Source organism: Nocardia nepalensis, from assembly GCF_048910785.1.
Taxonomy (GTDB): Bacteria; Actinomycetota; Actinomycetes; order Mycobacteriales; family Mycobacteriaceae; genus Nocardia; species Nocardia nepalensis.
In genome coordinates, this window is sequence record NZ_JBKBET010000035.1 from 193,676 (window position 1) to 212,237 (window position 18,562).

The following is an 18,562-nucleotide window of genomic DNA, read 5'->3' on the forward strand; positions in this document are numbered from 1 at the left end:
CGCCATAGTCCCCCGATATCGGCTCCGCATGCCATTTGACCCATGGGTCTTGATCAGCGAGATCGGCCGAGTATGCGACGGCCGTCACACGTCAGGCTCGATTCGGCAGCCCGCAGCCGCGGGTTCGGCGGATAGCTCGGAAAACGAATGGAGCCGCGACCATGGTTCGAATCGGCGTATTGGCGCCTTATGTCGAGGGTCTCATCACCTCTGGCGGGTTTCTCCGCGACTTCGCCGGCACGCTGGAGGACTGCGGCGTCGAATCATTGTGGACCGTCGAGCATGTGGCGGTAGCGGAGAGTTATGAACCGTTGTATCCGTATTCGGCCGACGGACGAATGCCCGGTCCGGAACCCGGAGTTGTCCCGATGACCGATCCGCTCGAGACCATCGCCTTCGCCGCGGGTTCCACGACCACGCTGCGGTTCGGCACCGCTATGGTCGTCGCGCCCCTACACAGTCCGGTCGTGCTGGCCAAACGGGCCGCGACCATCGACCTGCACTCCGGCGGTCGGCTGATGCTCGGATTGGGCATCGGCTGGCAGAAAGAGGAATACGCCGCGGTCGGTGTGCCCTATCGTGCGCGGGGCGCTCGCCTGGACGACTGCATCGGCGCGATGCGGACTCTGTGGGCCGACGCTCCGGCAAGTTTCCACGGTGCCTACGCATCCTTCAACGGACTGCATTGTGTGCCGCAACCGGCCAGCGGTGCGATTCCAATTGTGCTGGGCGGTAACAGCGAACCCGCGGTGCGGCGAGCGGGTCGACTCGCGGACGGTTGGTTCCCCTACACGATTGGTCCCGAGGACTTCGCGCTGCGAGCCGACCTGATCCGGGAGACCGCCGCCGCGGTCGGAAGAGCCTCGGATGCCGTCGAATTCACCGCTTGGCCGGGCTCGTGTGACATGACACGCGAGTTCGACCCGGACTTCATCCGGCCGTATGTGACAGCGGGCGCTTCCCGACTGGTGATCAACCCGCCGCTGTTCGGCCCGGAATCGATGCTCGGCCCACGGGGCCTGAACGGCCTGCGCGACTACCTCGCCCGCTATCAAGACACGCTGGAGAAACTGTGAAACCCGTGAGCGACGTCGTCAACGTACTCGATGAGGTAACCCTCCCGGCAGAGCACGCCGATTCGTGGCTGCAACGCTGGCATACCGATTACTTACCTGACGCGCACGACCAGCGTGGCATGCGCGTCGTGCGCGTATGGCGCTCCTACCCATCACCCGACACCGTCTCGATCCACATTCTGTGGGAACTCGACGGCGGCTACGCCTTCTACGGTATGCGCGCCGCGGCCGGTGCGGATCCGAAGGTGATCCGATTCTGGGTCGAGTCCGACGCCATCGCCATCTCCCGCGACCGCCGCATGCTGCAACCACTGGAGGTGAACTGATGACCCGTTGGTTCATTCGCACGCCGGTCGATACCGCGGTCGTGCTACCCGAAGCCGGGACATCCGGGGTGCGTATCTGTTCGGCTGGGCCCGATCTACCCGGCAGCGTCGGCGGATCGGGCATGACGTGGGACCTGACCGCCGATGTCGAGCCCCGGCAAGCAGTGCCCGGCCTGCCTGCATCAGCCGATATCGTGGCGCTGACACCGGTTGCGTCGCAGCAGGTTGCGTTATCGGGGCCGCGAGTCAAACGGACCCTGCTACTGCGGGTCCGCCCCGGCACACCCGAGCACACCGTCGCACGGTTCGAAGCGGACCTCACCGCGATGCCCCGACACATCCACAGCATTCAGTCGTGGGCACTGAGCAGAACCGACGCCGCCGCGGGCTGGACGCACGCGTGGGAGCAGGAGTTCACCGACACCGACGGTCTCAACGGCGAATACCTGCTGCACCCCTATCACTGGACCTGCGTCGATCGCTGGTTCGACCCGGAGATTCCCGACGCAATCGTCGAGCCCGCCATCGCCCATGTCTTCCGCTGGGCCGACAGCCCGATCCTCGGGTAGGGCAGGCACACAACGTCATCCGCCGAAGGGGATGCGAGAAGGCTTGCGCGACAGGCCACGTCAGCGGCAATGCTCCGTGGGCGACTAAGCTCACCGCAATATCAGCATGGGTCAGGTGATCAACGAGGGAAGGCGTAATGGAGGATCTCGCCGCGCGATTCGAGGAGCTGGGTCGCCTGGTACCGATTCCCCACCCATGGGACATAACGGAATACATCGCGCGCGTGGCTGAGTACCGGGGACGGCCGATCACGTTGTGCCCGATCGACGTCGGCGCACTCTCGGGGAACGGATGCGGTACCGGAAGTGGCCTGTGGATCGCCCGGGAAGGCGACGACGTGATCATGTACGGGGCCGACACCGAATGGCATGCCGATCACATCATCGCCCACGAGATCGGTCACATGCTGCTCGGCCACGGTGGGACTGCGAGCGGTCCCGGTGGCGCCGCGGCCGATCTGCAGTTGCACGAATTGATGCCCTCGCTGTCGCTGGAAACCATCCGCAGCGTACTGCGCCGCCAGGACTACGGCAGTGAGCGCGAGCGCGCCGCCGAAACCTTCGCCGACCTGCTGCTGGTCGAAGCGATGCTGCCGAAGCGGTCGGCGAGCCGGTTCCGCTCGACGTTCTTCCGAAACCGGCATCGATGAGATGACCTCCCCGATCCCGGGCCTGATCACCTGGCCCGTCCTGATATGTATGGCGTTGGTGCTCGCCGGTCGGTGGTGGCTGTTGCGGGACAGCTTCGTCGACCGGCTCATCAACCGCGCGCTCGCCGCCGGCCTCTGCGAATACCTGTTGCGGGAGGCATGGTTCGAACAGTCACTGGCCTGGCTGCTGCCCGGCGACGACCGCGACGTGGTGAACATCGCCCGACAGCTCTCGCTGGGAGCAACCGTGTTGGCCGTCTCGAACATCTATGGCCTAGTCAAGTTGTGGGCAGGCGCCGATCCCGCCGACACGTGGCGCAGGCAGTGGCGCTATTACCTCGTCACCTTCACCGCCACCGCCGTCATTCTGATCGCGGGGACGCCCGCCCGCCGCGCCGACCAGTTGATCGACCAAGCCCTCGGCTGGCCGGCCGTCGTGGTCTGGGTCGCGTTCTCCCTGCCGCTCGGCGCTACAGCGCTGCTCGGCGGTCGGGTAAGTGTGCGCGAGATGCGCGCCGCCGGCGCCACCACCTGGCAGGAACGTGCACTGTACACAGCGCTCCTGGGCACCATAGTGGGTCTGGGTGCCATAGCCGTGGTGTACCCGCTCGAGACCGCCGTCAATGTCATGACAGGCCAACCGTCATTCGATCCCGAGATGCACTGGAAAGCATGGAGCGGCTTCCTGCTCTCGGCGGTCGGCGCTCCCGCCGTGATCACGGTGCCGCTGATCAGCACCCTGCTCACCCACCTCGGATGGGACCGCACCGGCCGGTACTGCCGCCGCCTGCGGCCGATGTGGGCCGATCTCACCGCAGCCGCACCCGAAATCGTCCTGGAGATGCGCCGCGACCACAACGGCCGAACAGACCCGGCCATCCGTCTGCACCGCATGACGGTCGAGATCCGCGACAGCCTGCTACATCTCAAGCGCTACAGCGACATCCCCGGCGATCTGGCTGCCACCGGCGGTGACCCACATATCTATGCCCGCAGCATCGCCGAGGCCATTGCCACCAAAGCTGCCGGGCACCCCCCGAGCGCGAGCCGGTTCACGCCCCGGCACCAAGTCCAACCGGGGGCACGGGACCTCACCGCGGAGCTGCGCCAGCTACTCGCACTTGCCAAGGCATGGCCACATGTCCGTGCCTTGACAAAGTCGCCGTAGCCGCGTTTCGCAGTGTGGGCTAATTCCCCTCAGCGAGGCCGGTTTCGAGTGCGTGCGCAGCGGCGAGTGCGGCTTGGTGTGCCCGCCCGCCGATGCCCAGGAAGTTGAGGTATCCATGGGGCAGGTCGGGATAACGATCATGAATGACCGCGACTCCCGCGGCCGCCAGTTTCTCGGCGTAGCTGTCGCCCTCGTCGCGAAGCGGGTCGAATCCGGCGGTGGCGATATAGGCCGGCGCGACGCCCGCAGGGTCGCCGTGCAGGGGCGAGAGCCGGGGGTCGGTCAGCTCGGCGCCGTCGGGCAGGTAATTGGTATTCGCCCACCGAATGTCGTCCGCGGTCAGCAGGAACCCAGCGGCGAACAGGCGCCGGGATGCGGTTCGCGCACCGAGATCCGTTGCGGGATAGAGGAGTAGCTGAAACGCCGGAGACGGTCCGCCACCGGCAGTGGTGCACTGAGCGACCACGGCAGCGAGATTGCCACCGGCACTGTCGCCACCGACAGCGATGCGCGCGGGGTCGGCGCCGATTTCGCCCGCGTGGGCGTGGGCATAACCGAAGGCTGTCACCGCATCGTCGACGGCGGCCGGGAACGGATTCTCCGGTGCGAGCCGGTACTCGATCGACAGGACTCGGACACCGGCGTGGACGGCGAGAAAACGCGCGACGGGTTCGTGGCTGTGGCGCGACCCGACGCTCCAGCCGCCACCGTGATAGAACACGAGCAGTCCGACCTCGTCGGGCAGACCGGCGGGCGAGTACAGGGTCGCCGGGATGTCGTAACCGGTTGCCGGGATGGTGATTTCCCTGATGCCCATGTCAGGGCCAGCGAGAGTACCGCCCATGACGGTCGCGCCCTCGTCGGTGTGCGCGCGGGCCCGGTCGATGGGACCGCCGAACAACTCCATGCCGCTGACCCTCATGAGGCGGGTCACGAGCTGGGCGTCGAGGTCTTGTTCCTGACCGTCGATGCGTGCGGCCGGTCCCGCGATGATCCGCCGGATCGGTCGTGGAAGACCGAGCATCGTCTGGACTGCCGCCTTCTTCATCGGTAGCGGCAGATTCTCGAACAACGTGCGGCGGATCCTCGGCACCGGTACGACTATACGATCCGCACCGCGACGGCGGTGTCAGTCGGCGAGTTGGTATGTCGCGAAGATGCCTTTGTGGTCGCTGCCCCACCGCGTCGGCGTCGCCAGGAAATTGTCCTGGGTTGGTTCTTGGAGTCGGGTACCGCGCGCGATGGACCCGCGCGGGCCGATGATGCCGACGGCAGACAACCGCAGCGCGGCACCACGAGCGAAGATGTAGTCGACGCGGTCGCGCTCGTCGGCCGCGGGAGCCCAGGCGAGCTCGGAGACATCCACATCGACGTTGTCCGAGGGCCAGGTCGATCCGGGGTGGGTGGCCGGGTCCGGGTACATCGATCGGTAGGCATCGACGAAACCGGCTTGCTGCAGGCGTCGAGTGGTCTCCCACTCCGACACCACACCGTTGTGGTCGAACATCTTCGCTGTCGCGGGCGTCCAATCCAGCAGGGACGGCTCGTTCAGGTCCCCACCGATGATGACCGAAGCCCCCTCGGCGATCTCGGCTTTCGCGTCGGCGAGAAAGTCGCTGATGACCTCGGGGCGGCCCGAGGCCGCGTTGATGCGCCGGATCACGGCGGGGTCGGTCACTGGGCCCGCCGGCAGCCGGTTCCACTCGTGCTCGGCGAACTCCCCCGGCGCCGGGACCCCGGGGCCGTACCCTCGGGGCAGGTTGCAGGCATACCAGCGATATTCCAGATGCGCGGAGTAGACGGTGAGGCGCTTACCGTCGATGTTCAACCGCGCCTTGACCATCCATCGCCGATCGGCGCTGTCCTCGACCGGAAACACCGACAGAATTCCTGTGTCGTGCGAGGGGACGGCGTTGAACTCGCGGCCCCGCCGTGCCAGTTCGGCCGCGACGGCCGTGGTCGCTTCGGTTGCCTCCGAGAGCAGCACGATCGAGGCCTGCGTCGAGATGATGAGATCGGTGATCAGCTGAATACCATTGGCGACTTTGCTGCCGCTGTGCCACGTGTTCAATGCGAGCACACGGATCTCGCGTACCGCGATTGCGGCAGCGGACAGCACCGCCTCAGCTGCGAGCGCTCCCGTTCCTGCTGACCCCAACTCATCGTCGCTTCGCGTCATCAACCCATGATGGCCTCCATCGAAATGCCATCGATTGCGATCGATGCGGGTTCTGCACATCCAGGCTCAGGTGCGGGCCTACCGGCGGACACGCCGAAATCGCCATGACCACGGCGGGCGTGGCGAAGTCGGGGTTGCGCGAGGACACTGAAGGCGTGCGCCGAATTCGTCGTCAAGGAGCAATGTGATGGCACCCGACAGGCCTTTCGGAATTGATCCGGAAGAATTCGAACGCGTGTTGCGGGAGATGGGGATCGAATTCCGCGACCTGCTCGGAAAGGCCAGCGAATATATCGATCGTGCGAGCGCGACTTCGCTGGCGTCGCTGCTCGATCAGTTCGTTCAGCCGGGGCGGACCCGGCCGCCGAAGCCGGAGGGTGAGACCACCGGCGAGACCGGCAGTGGGGTGTGGGTCATCTACAGCGTCGACGACGCTGGCGAGGCCAGGGTCGAGCAGGTTTTTCCGAGCGAGCTCGAGGCCTTGCGTGCGCATCGGGACAATACCGATGAACGCCGTCGCGTGCGGTTCCTGCCCTACGGCGTCCCCGCCACTGCGCTGGACACGCCCTGACACAGGACGCTCGCCTCTTCGGTCATGTCGAGCCGAACGCCTTGTCGGACGGGTCGGCCCGGCGCGCGGACGGCCAGCACATCGATCCCCGCCGCCTGACTCGAGTCGAGCACTCGTTCGCCGAATCGAGAACTGACACGGCCCCGTCACCGGGTGGCGTCTGGCGCGGGCCACCCGGTGACAGCGTGGGGTGTGGCGAGGGTCAGACGATCGCGGGGCGCCGGGCCGCGTTTTCGTCGATGGCCGCGACGATTGCGTCGAACAGCGGCGCGGGTATGTCGTGGCCCATCGCGGCCAAGGGCAGGTAGTTCGATCCGGGGATCGCCGCGTGGGTGGCCTCGCCGCCGGCGATCTTGATGAGCGAATCCTCGACACCGTGAATGACCAGCGCGGGCAACTGCAGTTGCTGGAGTCTTTCCGTGCGGTTGGGAGCGATGACGGCCGCGGTGACTTGGCGTCCTGGGCCCTCGGGGTGGCGCGCGCGGTCATAGGCCTGGGCCGCGAGTGCGTAGCGGCGCTCACGCTCGTGCTCGGCGTAGGTCTTCGAGCCGATGAGCGTGTACAGCGCGACGATCTGTTCGATCGCCGCGTCACGATCGGGTGGTAGCGGTTTTGTCAGCTCTTGGAGGATTTCGTTATCGGCCATGCCGATGCTGACGTGCGGTGTGCTCATGATCGAGCACAGTGAAAGCACCCGCTGGGGGTACTCGATAGCGAGGAGTTGGGCGACCATACCGCCCATCGAGGCGCCGACGACGTGGGCCTTGTCGATACCGAGATAGTCGAGCAACTCGACAGTGTCACGCGCGATTGCTCTCAGGTAGTACTGGCTCGGCGTGATTTTCCACTCGGTCAGACCGCTGTCGCGGTTGTCGGGACGGATCACCCGGTAGCCGCGCGCGCCGAGGTGGTCGACGATTTCCTGGGGCCAGTGGATCAGCTGAGAGCTGAGCCCCATTATCAGCACCAGCGGTTCCCCCGTCGGATCCCCCTCGTCGCGGTAGCACATCCTGACGTCGGACAGCTCAGCGAACCGGTCACGCTCATCGTTCATGACAAACCTCCCGAAGTAGTGGCTGACTGCAAACATTCAGCGAGCAAGACGAGCTGCATTCCGGGTGTTCATAGAACTATCAACTGCGACGTCAGTGACCTGAGGCGCCATCGCCCATCCATGATCGCCCACACCGGACATACCTCGCATCGATTTCCAGATACGCCGACGCCAGCATCCGAACAGACAAGCGTTCAACAACTTCTTCCACCCGTCACGCTGACCGCACCCGTCAGGCTGATCAATGGAGTCTTTTTATGGTGGCAGCCTCCCGGGTGAGGAGTGATTCACTTGGCCGGCGTCGGCGGTGCCTGGTTGATGGTGGTGAAATACTGCACCGCGGCCATGATCGCCACCGGGGCGGTGACGAGCAGTTGGCCTGCGACCGTGCCGAGTGCGCCGATGGCCAGGATTCCGCCGAGGCAGCCGATCGCGGCGGCAGGCAGGAAGCCTCCGAACAGCCCGACAATGGCGGCGGAAGCGACTGTCGCACCGGCGATTCCGCCGAGCAGGCAGCCGATCGCCGCGCCGCCGAGTCCACCGGCGAGGGTGCCGATGGTGGCACCCATGGTGATGGTGCTCGTCATCCGGCTCCAAGCGGCTTGCTCGCGGTCGTAGGAGTTCTTCCACGGCGCTTGATCCTCGAACGGGAGGGCCACGGGCTGGTAGGTGGCGTGCTGCGGATCGAACAGCGGCGTGAGCGTGGCGGTCCGCCCCGAGATGTGGGCAGCGATCGGGAAGACGAAATCGTCTACCCGGAACGACAATTCGGTTCCCGCCAGCACGGTCCCGTTACCTGATTTGATCTTGAATACGCCGTCGTCCACGACCATCGAGCCTGCGTCGGTGCTGATGATGGTGGATCTGTCGGTGCTTGTCGCGGTGTAGGCGACCGCGCCGGAGTCAGCGAGCGGACCGGCGTTCGCGTGCGCCGCGCCGAGGCTGACGGCTGCGACGAGCAGCGCTGATGCCATGGTCGTGTTCTTCATCGGGTACTCCTTATTTCTTCTCGGACCGGACCGGTCGAGTTCTGGGCGCGCCTGGTCACGCCGACACGAGAAGTCGTCCGGCGTGGCAGGCGGGGTAGAAGTGGTGAGCGGCGCTCAGCCGAAATGTTCGGTGAGGGTGGAAATCACTGCGGCACAGGCCTTGTCGTCGCCCGCAGTGACTGCTTGGAGCGCATCCCACAGCGTGGAGGTGGCATTCGCACCCAGCTGCGGTGCGGCGCAGTCATCGAATTTCGTGCGCAGTTCGGGTGCGGACAGCGGATTTCCTGGGCTGCCCCGACCGGTATCGACGTGGACGTGGTGGGTGCCGCCGTCGCTGTCGATACCCAACGCATCGGCGGCCACCCGAGCAGGGAACGCCGCCGTGGCCACCGGATCGGCCTCGAATCGGATGCGTCGGGCCGCGTCGAGCACGGTGGCCCGCAAGGGATTCCCTTGGTCGAAGTCCGCGAGCCCCACACCGAGTCCCGAACCGCGGAGCAGGGCAATCGCGACGACCACCGGACCGGAGAAGCGGGCCGCGTACGGAGTCTCTGGTGCATACTTGGCGTCTTCGGGGAAGGCGATGGTGCGCAGCACCTGTTCCGCGACGCCGATCCGAAGTCTCGCCCCCTGCTCCAGACGAAATCCCTGTGCGCGCAGGAGCAACGCGGCGTCAATGGCGGAGTGGGTGAACCCGTTGGTGGGATAGGGTTTGGTGGTCACCGACTCGACGCGCCAGAGCTCGCCGGTCGGCCAGTCGACCGCGGCGGGCTCGACACCCAGGAACGCGTGCAGGAATCCGAATCGGCCTTCGAGGGCGGTCGGTGGCGCGGTCGCGCCCACTGCGGCAAGGTCGACGGCCAGCAGCCCTGCCGCCGCGGCGAATCCGGCGTGCATGGGTTTGGTCTGGCCACCGGTCCGGTTGCCTTCGAGAATTCCACCGGACAGCGAGGCCGCGGTGCCGATGGCATGCATGAGCTGCCCCGGGGTCAGGCCGCGCAGCAGTCCAGCGGTCACCGCGGCGCCGATCGGCGTGCATACCGCGGTCGGATGGAACCCGCGCTCGAACAGCACGGAATTGCCCTCGCTCACTGCGTTCTCACCGAGCCAGAGACTGATCTCCTCCCCCACCGCGATGGCGCGCAGCAGATCGAGAGCATCGGATCGCTGACTCGCGACCGAGGCGGCGACAGCCGTCGGCACGATGACGCAACCCGGATGGACCAGGGACGGTGTCTGGGCGTTGTCGTAGTCGAGGGCGTGCGCGGCGGTGCCAAGCACGAGAGCGAACCTGCCGCTGTCGTCCCGGGTCCGCGTGGCGCGCCTGACGGATTCGACAGGCGCTTCCCGCATTCCGGCGATGGTGACGGCGACGGTGTCGACGAGATGCGCCCCCGCGGCTTGGACGACCGCAGCAGGCACTTCGGACTTCGAGTAGACCGCATGCGCCCACTCGGCCACTGCCCGCGTCAGTTCAGGAGGCATCCTCGACCGCCTCCGGAACCAACGCGAGCGGCCGGATCGGCGAGCCGGTGGCGCCCGTGATCCGCAGCGGCACGGCCAGATACAGGATCTCGCGTGCGCCCGTCGCAGCCAGCTCCTCGAAGGTCAGCACCTCCATGATGTGCACGCCGCGCTCGACGAGCAGCACACCGTGGGCGGGCAGGGCGGCGTGGCCGACGCCGGGAAGAATCCGGTCGGTGGCGATGGTGTCGCTGCACACCGCCCGGATTCCGGTGTCGGCCAGGTACTTCGCCGCCTCGGCAGTGATACCTGGGACGCCGGTCTCATGACCCACGTAGGCGACCGGGTCATGATAGAGCTGCGGCCAGCCGGTCCGGATGAGCGCAACCTCACCGGTACCGGGAACGGTATCGCCGAAGGCCGCGCGCAAATGCTCAGCGGTGATCCCGAATCCCGGCTCCAGCCGCGCCACGCCGAGCAGCGTCGGGATATCGGCCAGTACACCCCGGCACAGGAACGGCGTGACCGTGTCCACGCCGTAGGCGGTGAACGCACCGCCGACGCTGGCGGCGTGCGCGTCGACACCGCCGTACATGTGGCCGTCGATGGACGCGTGGCACAGGGCGTCCAGATGGGTGCCGACATGCCCACCAGTGACGATGAGTTCGTTTGCGCCCGAGCCACCTTGGGCATTGACCCGATCACCATGGCGGCGCAGCAAGGCCATCCGAAAGCCGGGGTGACTGGGCGAGCAGGGCATGCCGTTCTCGAGCGGTTGGCCCAGTTCGATGGTGCGCCATCCACCCAGTGCGGCAATGACGGATCGCAGGGTTGCGCCGGAATCGACTGTGTGGTTGGTCATTTCATGTCCTCGGCGAAGCGGGTGTCGTACGCCTTGGTGGCGTCGATACCGGACTTGTTGAGCACGGTGCTCACGAACTGGGCGGCTTTGGCGGCCTCTGCGGGATCGATGGCCGCGGTAGCGGGTGTCGCCTTGACGATCGGATCCCAGCTCTGCGCGAACTGCTTGTCGTCCATGTCCGGGAAGCGGGACCGGAGCAGGGCCGCTGCCTGCTCGGGCTGACCGTGAATGAACGCGTCTGCTTGGCTCAACGCCTTGGCGAAGCAGTGCATCACAACCTCCTTCCTGCTCATGGTGGCCTTGCTCGTGGCGGCCACGCCGTAGAGCAGATTGTCCAGGTCGGGAGCGATTCCGGAGGCCAGGCGCAGCATGACGCGCCCGTCGCCGCGTTCGGCGGCCACCAGTGACGACGGCGGGCCGATGATGTAGCCGTCGACCGAGCCGTTGGCGAAGGCGGCGACGGTTTCGGCCGCACCGCCGGCCGACACGATGTTCACATCGGTGTCCGGATTCATGCCCGCATGCCGCAGCAAATAGCGCAGCGTCTGGTCAGCGCCCGAACCGGCCGAGGTCACGGCCACTTTGAGGCCGCGCAGGCCCCGGACCGCGGTGTCCAGGTCCGCGCCCGCGGGCGGGGCGTAACGGTTCTTCACGCCGATGTCGGCGGTGTTGCGGTTGGCTGTCGCGGCGAAAGCCACCAGCGGCGCGCCGCGCTCGGAGGCGCTGAGGATGGCCGCGAAGGTGGTCAGGGCGACATCCACGCTGCCGCCTGCCAAGGCTTGGATGGCTTCCGAACCCCCACCCATTTCCAGGGATTCGATCGTCAGACCGTGATCTCGGAGGAAACCCTGCTCCTGGGCGACGTACAGCGCCGCGTACTGCAGGTTGTTCGCCGTGGACTGGCCGATCTTCACCGTCTCCCCGGAACAGCTGGTGACGGTGGGTCCGCCCGCGGCGCAGCCGACGACAGCGGACCCGGTGAGGGCGAGCGCGGCCAGCACGGCCGCCATTCGGATTCTGGGTGACATGGCGTTTTCTTTCACTTCCACCGGGAGCTGAGGCTCTCGGCGCGAGTCACCGCGATATTGAGCAGCAGCGCGACCACCACGAGAACGGCGATGGCGGCGAAGGTGCCGGCGGTGTCGAAGGTGTTGGCTGAGGTCTTGAGCAGATGGCCCAATCCCTCATTGGATGCAGTGATCTCGGAGACCACCGCGCCGAGCAGCGAGTACGGCACGGCCAGCCGGAATCCGGTCAGGATCCACGACATCGTGTGCGGCAGAATCACTTTCATCAGTCGCTGGCGGCCGTTGGCGCCGAGCACGGTGACCACGCCGAGCAGTTCGGCGTCGGCGTCGCGGGCTCCGGCGAAAGTGTTGTAAAAGACGAGGAAGAAGCACACCAGCGCCGTCATCACGACCTTGGCCTGCAACCCGATCCCGAACCACAGGATGAACAGCGGCGCGAGCGCCAGTTTGGGCAGGCTGTTCATGGCGATGATGAACGGATTGAGCACATCGCCGAGGAAGCGGACGCGGCCCAACAGGAATCCGGTGACGATCCCGGCCGCCGAACCCAGCATCAGGCCGATTGCCATGGCCAGCAGCGTCGCCTGTGCGTTGGCGGCCAGAGTACCGTCGCGAGTCCACTCCGACAGCCGCTCCCAGATAGCCTGCGGCGAGGACACCCAGAACGGATCGATCACCGGCCCTGACAATCCCTGCCAGGCACCCAGCAACGCGGCGACGATCAGAATCCGGGCCGTGTATACCACCAGCCGATACCTGCGTTTTCTCCGGCGGTAGCGACCGTCGAAATCGGCGTCGTCCACGGCGGTGGTCACTGTAGCGGTGGCGCGGGCAGCCGCGATGGCGCTCATGCGGGCACCCCTGATTCGACTTCGGGACTCAGGGCCGCCCACAGTGTTTCGTGCAATCGCGAGAACGCTGGATCGAAACGCGCCGTGAAAACATCACGCGGCTGGGGCAGCGTGACCGGTTCGTCGAGCAAGACACGGCTGGGTCGCGCACTCATCACCAGCACCCGGTCCCCCAAAGCGATCGCCTCACCCAGATCATGGGTGATGAACAGGACGGTGGCATTCGTGCGTGCCCGGATGTCGAGCAGTTCGCCCTGCAACACCGTGCGCAGTTGGCTGTCGAGGGCGCCGAACGGCTCGTCGGCGAGGATTACCTCCGGCTCGTAGACCAGGGTGCGGGCCAGGGTTACCCGCTTGCGCATCCCACCGGACAACTGCCGCGGATACACCTCGGCGAATCCGCTGAGGCCGACCAGCTCGAGTACTTCCTCGGTGCGGCGTTCGATCTCGCTCTTGCCGAGTCCGCGCAGTTCCAGCGGCAGCCGCACATTGGCGCGCACCGTACGCCATGGCAGCAGATTGTCCTTCTGGGTGACGTAGCCGACGCGAGTGTTCGCACCCGCCACGGGTTTTCCGTCGTAGCGCACCGTGCCGCCGCTGGGCTCCAGCAGCCCGGCGACCAGGTTCAATAGTGTCGACTTACCGCATCCGCTCGGCCCGACAATGCAGCAGAACTGCCCGCGCGGGATCGCGAGCGACAGCCGGTCTATCGCACGAAAAGAACGCTTGGCGTCACGGAACGTCATTGCGACGTCGGAGAATTCGATCAATACCGGCGACCGGTCCGGTGTGGGGTGGGCACTCATGGTCACGACCTTGTGTACTCGAGCGGTGGGTAGAGCTGGGCCCATTCGAGCGTCAGCCGGGCCGCGGCGACGACCGGCTGATCAACGAATGTGCCATCTTCCAAAGCGAATCCGCCCGAATGGGCGTCCGCCGCGGCGACGACGCGCCGCGCCTGCTCGACCTCGGTGTCCGTGGGACGGAACGCGTCGGCGATGACAGGCAACTGTGCGGGATGAATGGCCGAGCGGCCGCGCATACCCAAACGGCGACCGCGCAAACAGGACTCACGCAGTCCCGCAACATCTTTCACATTCCCGAAAACGGCCATCGCGGGCGGCGGCAACTGGGCGGCAGCCGCCGCAACGACGATCCGGCTGCGCGCCCATACCAATGCCTGTTCGTCCAGGGCACCCAGTTCAACGCGTAAGTCACCCTCCCCCAGGGAGATCGCGACGACGCCGGGTGCCGAGGCGATCTGATACGCGTTCTCGATGCCCAACGCGGTCTCGATCAGACAGTGGAATTCGGCCTGCGCTCCCCCCGCACGCACGATACGGGTGGCGGCTTCGATGTCCGCGATGGACTCGATTCGGGGCAGGCGAATACCGGCGAGGGCTCGCAGCCCAGCGATGGCGTCGAGATCACGCCGCCCCGCCTCGGAACGAATATTGTTGACCCGCACATGAATCCGTGTCGAGAAGGTATCGGGTTCGATTCGTGCGAGGAAGTCCGCGACCGCGTCGCGAGCCTGCTGCTTGCGGTCTTCTGCCACCGCGTCCTGTAGGTCGAGGACCACGATCGCGGCGCCGGACGCGACGGCTTTGTCCATCCGGTCGGGCCGATCGCCGGGAACGTATAGCCAGGTTCCCGGATACCTCATGCCACCGCTCCGGTTGCGCGCCACTGGCGAATCTGTTCGCTGGAAAAGCCCAGCGAGCCGAGTATCTCGTCGGTGTCGGCTCCTGGCGCCCGGCCGGGCCAGCGAATGGTGCCGGGGGTGTCCGACAGGCGGAACAGCACGTTCTGCATCGCGACCGTGCCGAGATCCGGATCCGGTAGTCGCACAATGGTTTCCAGCGCCTTGTACTGCGGATCCCCGAAGATGTCGGCGATATCGTAGACCGGCGAGATAGCCGCCTGCGCATCGGTGAACGCCTCGACGACCTCGGCCGCGTCACGCTGGGCGATCCAATCCGCGACCGCGCCATCCACCTCCTCGACGTGCTGGACCCTGCCGTAGCCGCTCTTGAACCACGGTTGCTCCACCAGGTCCGGACGGCCGACGAGGGTCATCACGCGTTCTGCGATCGACTGGGCACTGGTCGAGACCGCCAGCCAACGCCCATCCCGACTGCGATAGATATTGCGGGGCGCATTGTTGTCCGAACGGTTTCCGGTGCGGCGCGGCACGGCGCCCAACGCGTCGTAGCTGGTGATCTGCGCGCCGAGCATCATGAGGATCGGTTCGATGATGGCCAGGTCGACCACTTGCCCACGGTCGGTGCGCTCCCGCTGAGCCAGCGCCACCATGATCGCGAAAGCCGTAGCCAGCCCTGCGATTCCATCGGCAAGGGCCAGCGGCGGCAGAGTCGGCGGCCCGTCCGGCTGACCGGTCATAGCGGCGAATCCGCTCATGGCCTCGGCCAGGGTGCCGAAACCAGGCTCGTGCGAGCGGGGCCCGAACTGCCCGAAGGCGGTGACCCGGGCTATCACCAGCCGCGGGTTGAGTTCGTGCAGCACGTCCGGCCCGAGGTTCCAGCGCTCGAGCGTGCCGGGCCGGAAGTTCTCGATCAACACATCGGCCTCGGCCAGCAGTGCCCGGGCGATCGCCTGTCCGTCCTGCCTCGACAGATCGATTCCGACTGGGCGCTTATTGCGGCCCAACTGTTTCCAGACCAATCCCACCCCGTCCTTGCTGGCGCCGTGACCACGACTGGGATCCGGACGGCGCGGGTGTTCGATCTTGACGACGTCGGCGCCGAAATCCGCCAGCATCGTCGCCGCCAGTGGACCCGCGAACAGCGTCGCGGCATCCACCACTTTCAGTGACTCAGGGCACATCATGGGCATTAACTTATAAGTTATAAGATGAGGCGTCAAGAGGTCGTTGGAGGGATTACGATCAGGACAGACAGCGACCCAGAACAGGAGCCTTCGATGGCACGACGCAGTGCGTCCGCCGCAACTGGAGCGGCACGGCCCAGGCTGACCGGCCCAGACCTGACCTACGCCAGCGTCAAGCCCCCCGGCAGCCGAGCCAGCTATGTTCAGGACGTGCTGCGATCGGAAATCCTCAGCGGCGCAATGCCTCCCGGCACCCCGATCCTGCAGGACAAGGTTGCCGAGCGGCTCGGTGTCTCGATCACCCCGGTGCGCGAGGCGCTGCGCAATCTCGAATCAGTCGGATTGGTGGTCTACGAATCGAATTTCGGCGCCAAAGTCGCCGAACTGGCCGCCGGCGAGTTGGAGGAACTCTACTTGCTCCGAGCCACCGTCGAGGGCCTGGCCGCCCGACTTGCCGCCAAGTCCATCTCCCCCACTGAGCTGGCACGACTGCACGACATCCATCGGGAACTGCGCGCCGCGCTGGACGTGGGCGACGCCGCACGAATGGCCGCTACCAGCCGTGAATTTCACGCCCAGATCGCGCGCGTCGGCGGCCGCTCCATCATCGCCCGCCATCTGCAGTGGATCTGGGAAAGCCACCCCATCCCCCTCGCCCAATCGGTTTGGTCGAACCCGAAGGTCGCCAGCCAGGCCGTGGAATCGCACGCCCGGCTGCTCGCCCTGCTCGAAGCCGGAGATGCCGAAGGCGCCGAAACCCATATGGCGCAACAGGTTCGGCTCGCGGCCTCGACCCGGCTTGCGATGATTCAGCAGCGCACCGAGGCCTAGAATCGACACGGCCACGACATTCTGATCTTCCAGAGTCCGGCCTGACTCACACCGCTCGAACCCCTCTTCGCCGCCCATCCAGGCTGCCGACGCCTCTATATCGACCTCCCCGCCACGGCAACAGTCCGCGGCTCAGCGGCAAAACCACCGCCACCGCGCTGACCGACGCCGTCAACTCTCCGACTGAGTGCTGTTATCGAACTGCTCATTTCCATCCAACCGCAGGAACTGCCCGGTGGCGCGCATCGGCCATCGGTCGTAGAATCCGGCCACCGCATCGTCGGCGACCAGACCAACGTGCGCGATCCGGCTCCGAGTCGCCCAGCCGACAATCGAATCCATCATTGATCCGCCGATCCCGCACCGCTGATAGCCATCGGTGACGACAACATCCACAACGACCGCATAGATGCCATCGCCGATTACCCGGGCCATCCCGACCGCCGTCCCGCCGATCTCGGCTACCACGCTGTACAGCGAAGCGGCCAACGCGGATTCGCACTCGGCGGCTGCCGGGGCCTTCCAGCCGACCGAGGCCCGCAGCGCCCGGTACTCGACCACCGTCGGCACGCGTTCAACAATCCGCGCTGACTCCCCCACCTCGGCGCGTGGGAGGTCGGGATCTTCGCCCAGCATCGTCGCTGCCGGTGCTTGTGGATGATTGTCCGTGCGACGCAGCCATTTTCGGTCGATCACAGCCTGGACATCGGTGCCGCGGTGGTGCGCCAACAGCAGGGCATGACAGATCACGTCCGCGATCTCGTCATCGACCGCATCCTCGAGCTCGGCAGGTGATTTGCCGCGGGGGCGGCCTTGCCCGGACGCGGCCAGAAACCACTGCACCAACTCGCCAGCTTCCTCGGCGACCTTCAGCATCAGCCATTCGCCGGTCCGACGAAACCCGTGCCGATGCGCGTATTGCCTTGACACCGCATCCAATTCGGCACCCAACCTCACCCAATCCATACCGCCACTCTCCGAGTCAGTCGCTGTGTGTTACGACACGGACTTGCCTGCACAAGGGCCTCTGCGGAGACGAGGCACTCCTTCGCCACCGCACTGGTCAACGCGGGGGTCTCGCTGCAGTCACTGACGACACTGCCCGCAGGGTGAGAATTTGTCGACTTCAGCTGCAGCGCAATACTTTTTCCTGCGGTCAGAGGTATGACAGCTGCGGTCGGTCAACGGCCCTTGCGGATGAGTGCGGTGACTTTCTCTCCTTCGGTGATGGTGAGCGGGCCGACACGGTCGGGTTCGGCCGCCCCGAGTGCGGTGGCGAGGTCGCGGCCGTGTAGATCGAGGGCGGCTTCGGACAGGGTGGTCAAGTCGGCGATCGCGGCGCGTGCTCGGACCCATCCGGTGGTCCCGATTCCGATGCCGATGAGTGCGGCGGGCCACCACACTGTGCCCAGTAGTAGGTAGGGCCAAGCCCAGGTTCCGATGGCCACCGCTGCAGCGAACGCGGCGTTGGCTGTAGTGATCTCAGTGCGAGCCGCATCGGGTATGACGAGCCACAAGCGCGACCAGGCGAAGGTCAGGTCCAGGCCGTAGCGGTTGGCCGCTGTGTATTCCAGCGCATGGATGCGGTCGCCCATCCAGGTGGGCCGGCCAGGTTCGGCCAAGGCGATGCGATTGACTCTCGCTGCCGCAGTGTTGATTGCCAGTTGCTGCTCGGGAGTGCGGGAGGCCCGTGGGGTGGCTTGTTCGAGCCGGCGGCGATCGGCCACACGGTCGCGCCAGCGTCGGCGTCGATTGTCCACCAGCGTGCGTTGCACCAGAGTCTGCGATCCTGGCCACGAACCGAGCCAGATCCGCCGGATCGCGCCTGCGAGAGCTTGGACTGCCAGTCCAGCCCCGGCGGCGCTCAACAACACCGCGACAAGCAGGACGGCCTGGCTGCCCGTGGACTGCCGTGTGATCCAAGTAGCGGTCTCGGATGCGATCGCGCCAAGGCGCGTGCAGTCCAAGGCGTGCTGGTGCCGCAATCGGATACCGATCCGTACCGTGGCGAGGAGTAGCGCGCCGGGGATCACCAGAAGGGTCACCCACCGTTCGGCAAGCTTCTTGGCCAGCTCCTGGAAGAAGGTACCCACG

General features: G+C 66.2%; 20 protein-coding genes. 7 read left to right on the forward strand and 13 right to left on the reverse strand.

Annotation, left to right across the window (positions count from 1 at the left end):
* Positions 1-161: 161 nt before the first annotated feature.
* The 5 genes from ACHQ4I_RS29530 (at position 162) to ACHQ4I_RS29550 (ending at position 3,789) form a co-directional block, all read left to right on the forward strand.
* Positions 162-1,076, forward strand: coding sequence for an LLM class F420-dependent oxidoreductase (locus ACHQ4I_RS29530; protein WP_420775142.1), 915 nt, complete (start codon positions 162-164; stop codon positions 1,074-1,076).
* Between the two features lie 5 nt (positions 1,077-1,081).
* Entirely contained in the window at positions 1,082-1,402 is a 321-nt protein-coding gene (locus ACHQ4I_RS29535) for a hypothetical protein (RefSeq protein WP_420775143.1), read from the forward strand.
* A complete protein-coding gene (locus tag ACHQ4I_RS29540) occupies positions 1,402-1,971 on the forward strand; it encodes a Dabb family protein (RefSeq protein WP_420775144.1) in 570 nt (189 codons plus the stop codon). The genes ACHQ4I_RS29535 and ACHQ4I_RS29540 overlap by 1 nt, the downstream gene beginning before the upstream one ends.
* Before the next feature lie 137 nt (positions 1,972-2,108).
* On the forward strand, positions 2,109-2,621 hold the full coding sequence (locus ACHQ4I_RS29545; protein WP_420775145.1) for a zinc metalloprotease: 513 nt from the start codon (positions 2,109-2,111) through the stop codon (positions 2,619-2,621).
* A 1-nt stretch (position 2,622) separates the two neighbouring features.
* A complete protein-coding gene (locus ACHQ4I_RS29550) occupies positions 2,623-3,789 on the forward strand; it encodes an MAB_1171c family putative transporter (RefSeq protein ID WP_420775146.1) in 1,167 nt (388 codons plus the stop codon).
* A gap of 19 nt (positions 3,790-3,808) precedes the next feature.
* Here the strand turns inward: ACHQ4I_RS29550 and ACHQ4I_RS29555 are convergent, their stop codons facing one another.
* Together ACHQ4I_RS29555 and ACHQ4I_RS29560 are read right to left on the reverse strand one after the other, a co-directional pair.
* A complete protein-coding gene (locus ACHQ4I_RS29555) occupies positions 3,809-4,882 on the reverse strand; it encodes an alpha/beta hydrolase (RefSeq protein ID WP_420775147.1) in 1,074 nt (357 codons plus the stop codon).
* Between the two features lie 36 nt (positions 4,883-4,918).
* The gene (locus ACHQ4I_RS29560) at positions 4,919-5,968 is read right to left on the reverse strand and encodes an endonuclease/exonuclease/phosphatase family protein (protein ID WP_420775148.1); all 1,050 of its coding nucleotides are present in this window, start codon (positions 5,966-5,968) and stop codon (positions 4,919-4,921) included.
* 187 nt (positions 5,969-6,155) lie between these two features.
* On the opposite strand from ACHQ4I_RS29560, the gene ACHQ4I_RS29565 reads away from it, so the two are divergent.
* The gene (locus ACHQ4I_RS29565; RefSeq protein WP_420775149.1) at positions 6,156-6,539 is read left to right on the forward strand and encodes a hypothetical protein; all 384 of its coding nucleotides are present in this window, start codon (positions 6,156-6,158) and stop codon (positions 6,537-6,539) included.
* 202 nt (positions 6,540-6,741) lie between these two features.
* On the opposite strand, the gene ACHQ4I_RS29570 is transcribed toward ACHQ4I_RS29565, so the two are convergent.
* The 9 genes from ACHQ4I_RS29570 to ACHQ4I_RS29610 all read right to left on the reverse strand — a co-directional run bounded on the left by ACHQ4I_RS29570 (position 6,742) and on the right by ACHQ4I_RS29610 (position 15,637).
* Complete coding sequence (locus ACHQ4I_RS29570) at positions 6,742-7,593, reverse strand: alpha/beta fold hydrolase (RefSeq protein ID WP_420775150.1); 852 nt, start codon at positions 7,591-7,593, stop codon at positions 6,742-6,744.
* Between the two features lie 287 nt (positions 7,594-7,880).
* Entirely contained in the window at positions 7,881-8,582 is a 702-nt protein-coding gene (locus ACHQ4I_RS29575; protein WP_420775151.1) for a DUF8020 domain-containing protein, read from the reverse strand.
* A gap of 114 nt (positions 8,583-8,696) precedes the next feature.
* Positions 8,697-10,067: an MmgE/PrpD family protein gene (locus tag ACHQ4I_RS29580; protein ID WP_420775152.1), complete on the reverse strand. Its 1,371-nt coding sequence runs from the start codon at positions 10,065-10,067 to the stop codon at positions 8,697-8,699.
* A complete protein-coding gene (locus tag ACHQ4I_RS29585; protein WP_420775153.1) occupies positions 10,057-10,908 on the reverse strand; it encodes a cyclase family protein in 852 nt (283 codons plus the stop codon). Before ACHQ4I_RS29585 ends, ACHQ4I_RS29580 begins: the two co-directional genes overlap by 11 nt.
* Complete coding sequence (locus ACHQ4I_RS29590; RefSeq protein ID WP_420775154.1) at positions 10,905-11,936, reverse strand: ABC transporter substrate-binding protein; 1,032 nt, start codon at positions 11,934-11,936, stop codon at positions 10,905-10,907. Before ACHQ4I_RS29590 ends, ACHQ4I_RS29585 begins: the two co-directional genes overlap by 4 nt.
* Before the next feature lie 11 nt (positions 11,937-11,947).
* Positions 11,948-12,787 carry an ABC transporter permease gene (locus ACHQ4I_RS29595; protein ID WP_420775155.1) on the reverse strand — a complete coding sequence of 280 codons (840 nt, stop codon included), beginning with the start codon at positions 12,785-12,787 and terminating at the stop codon, positions 11,948-11,950.
* Complete coding sequence (locus ACHQ4I_RS29600) at positions 12,784-13,593, reverse strand: ABC transporter ATP-binding protein (RefSeq protein WP_420775156.1); 810 nt, start codon at positions 13,591-13,593, stop codon at positions 12,784-12,786. Before ACHQ4I_RS29600 ends, ACHQ4I_RS29595 begins: the two co-directional genes overlap by 4 nt.
* 2 nt (positions 13,594-13,595) lie before the next feature.
* A complete protein-coding gene (locus ACHQ4I_RS29605; protein ID WP_420775157.1) occupies positions 13,596-14,453 on the reverse strand; it encodes an HpcH/HpaI aldolase/citrate lyase family protein in 858 nt (285 codons plus the stop codon).
* Positions 14,450-15,637, reverse strand: a complete 1,188-nt coding sequence (locus ACHQ4I_RS29610) for a CaiB/BaiF CoA transferase family protein (RefSeq protein WP_420775158.1) — start codon at positions 15,635-15,637, stop codon at positions 14,450-14,452. Before ACHQ4I_RS29610 ends, ACHQ4I_RS29605 begins: the two co-directional genes overlap by 4 nt.
* Positions 15,638-15,730: 93 nt before the next feature.
* Between ACHQ4I_RS29610 and ACHQ4I_RS29615 the strand changes: the two genes are divergently transcribed.
* Positions 15,731-16,468, forward strand: coding sequence for a GntR family transcriptional regulator (locus ACHQ4I_RS29615; protein WP_420775159.1), 738 nt, complete (start codon positions 15,731-15,733; stop codon positions 16,466-16,468).
* Positions 16,469-16,639: 171 nt separating this feature from the next.
* Here ACHQ4I_RS29615 and ACHQ4I_RS29620 read toward each other — a convergent pair whose 3' ends face one another.
* Both ACHQ4I_RS29620 and ACHQ4I_RS29625 read right to left on the reverse strand, forming a co-directional pair.
* The gene (locus ACHQ4I_RS29620; RefSeq protein WP_420775160.1) at positions 16,640-17,434 is read right to left on the reverse strand and encodes a GNAT family N-acetyltransferase; all 795 of its coding nucleotides are present in this window, start codon (positions 17,432-17,434) and stop codon (positions 16,640-16,642) included.
* A 215-nt stretch (positions 17,435-17,649) separates the two neighbouring features.
* The gene (locus ACHQ4I_RS29625; RefSeq protein WP_420775161.1) at positions 17,650-18,561 is read right to left on the reverse strand and encodes a hypothetical protein; all 912 of its coding nucleotides are present in this window, start codon (positions 18,559-18,561) and stop codon (positions 17,650-17,652) included.
* Position 18,562 lies beyond the last annotated feature (1 nt).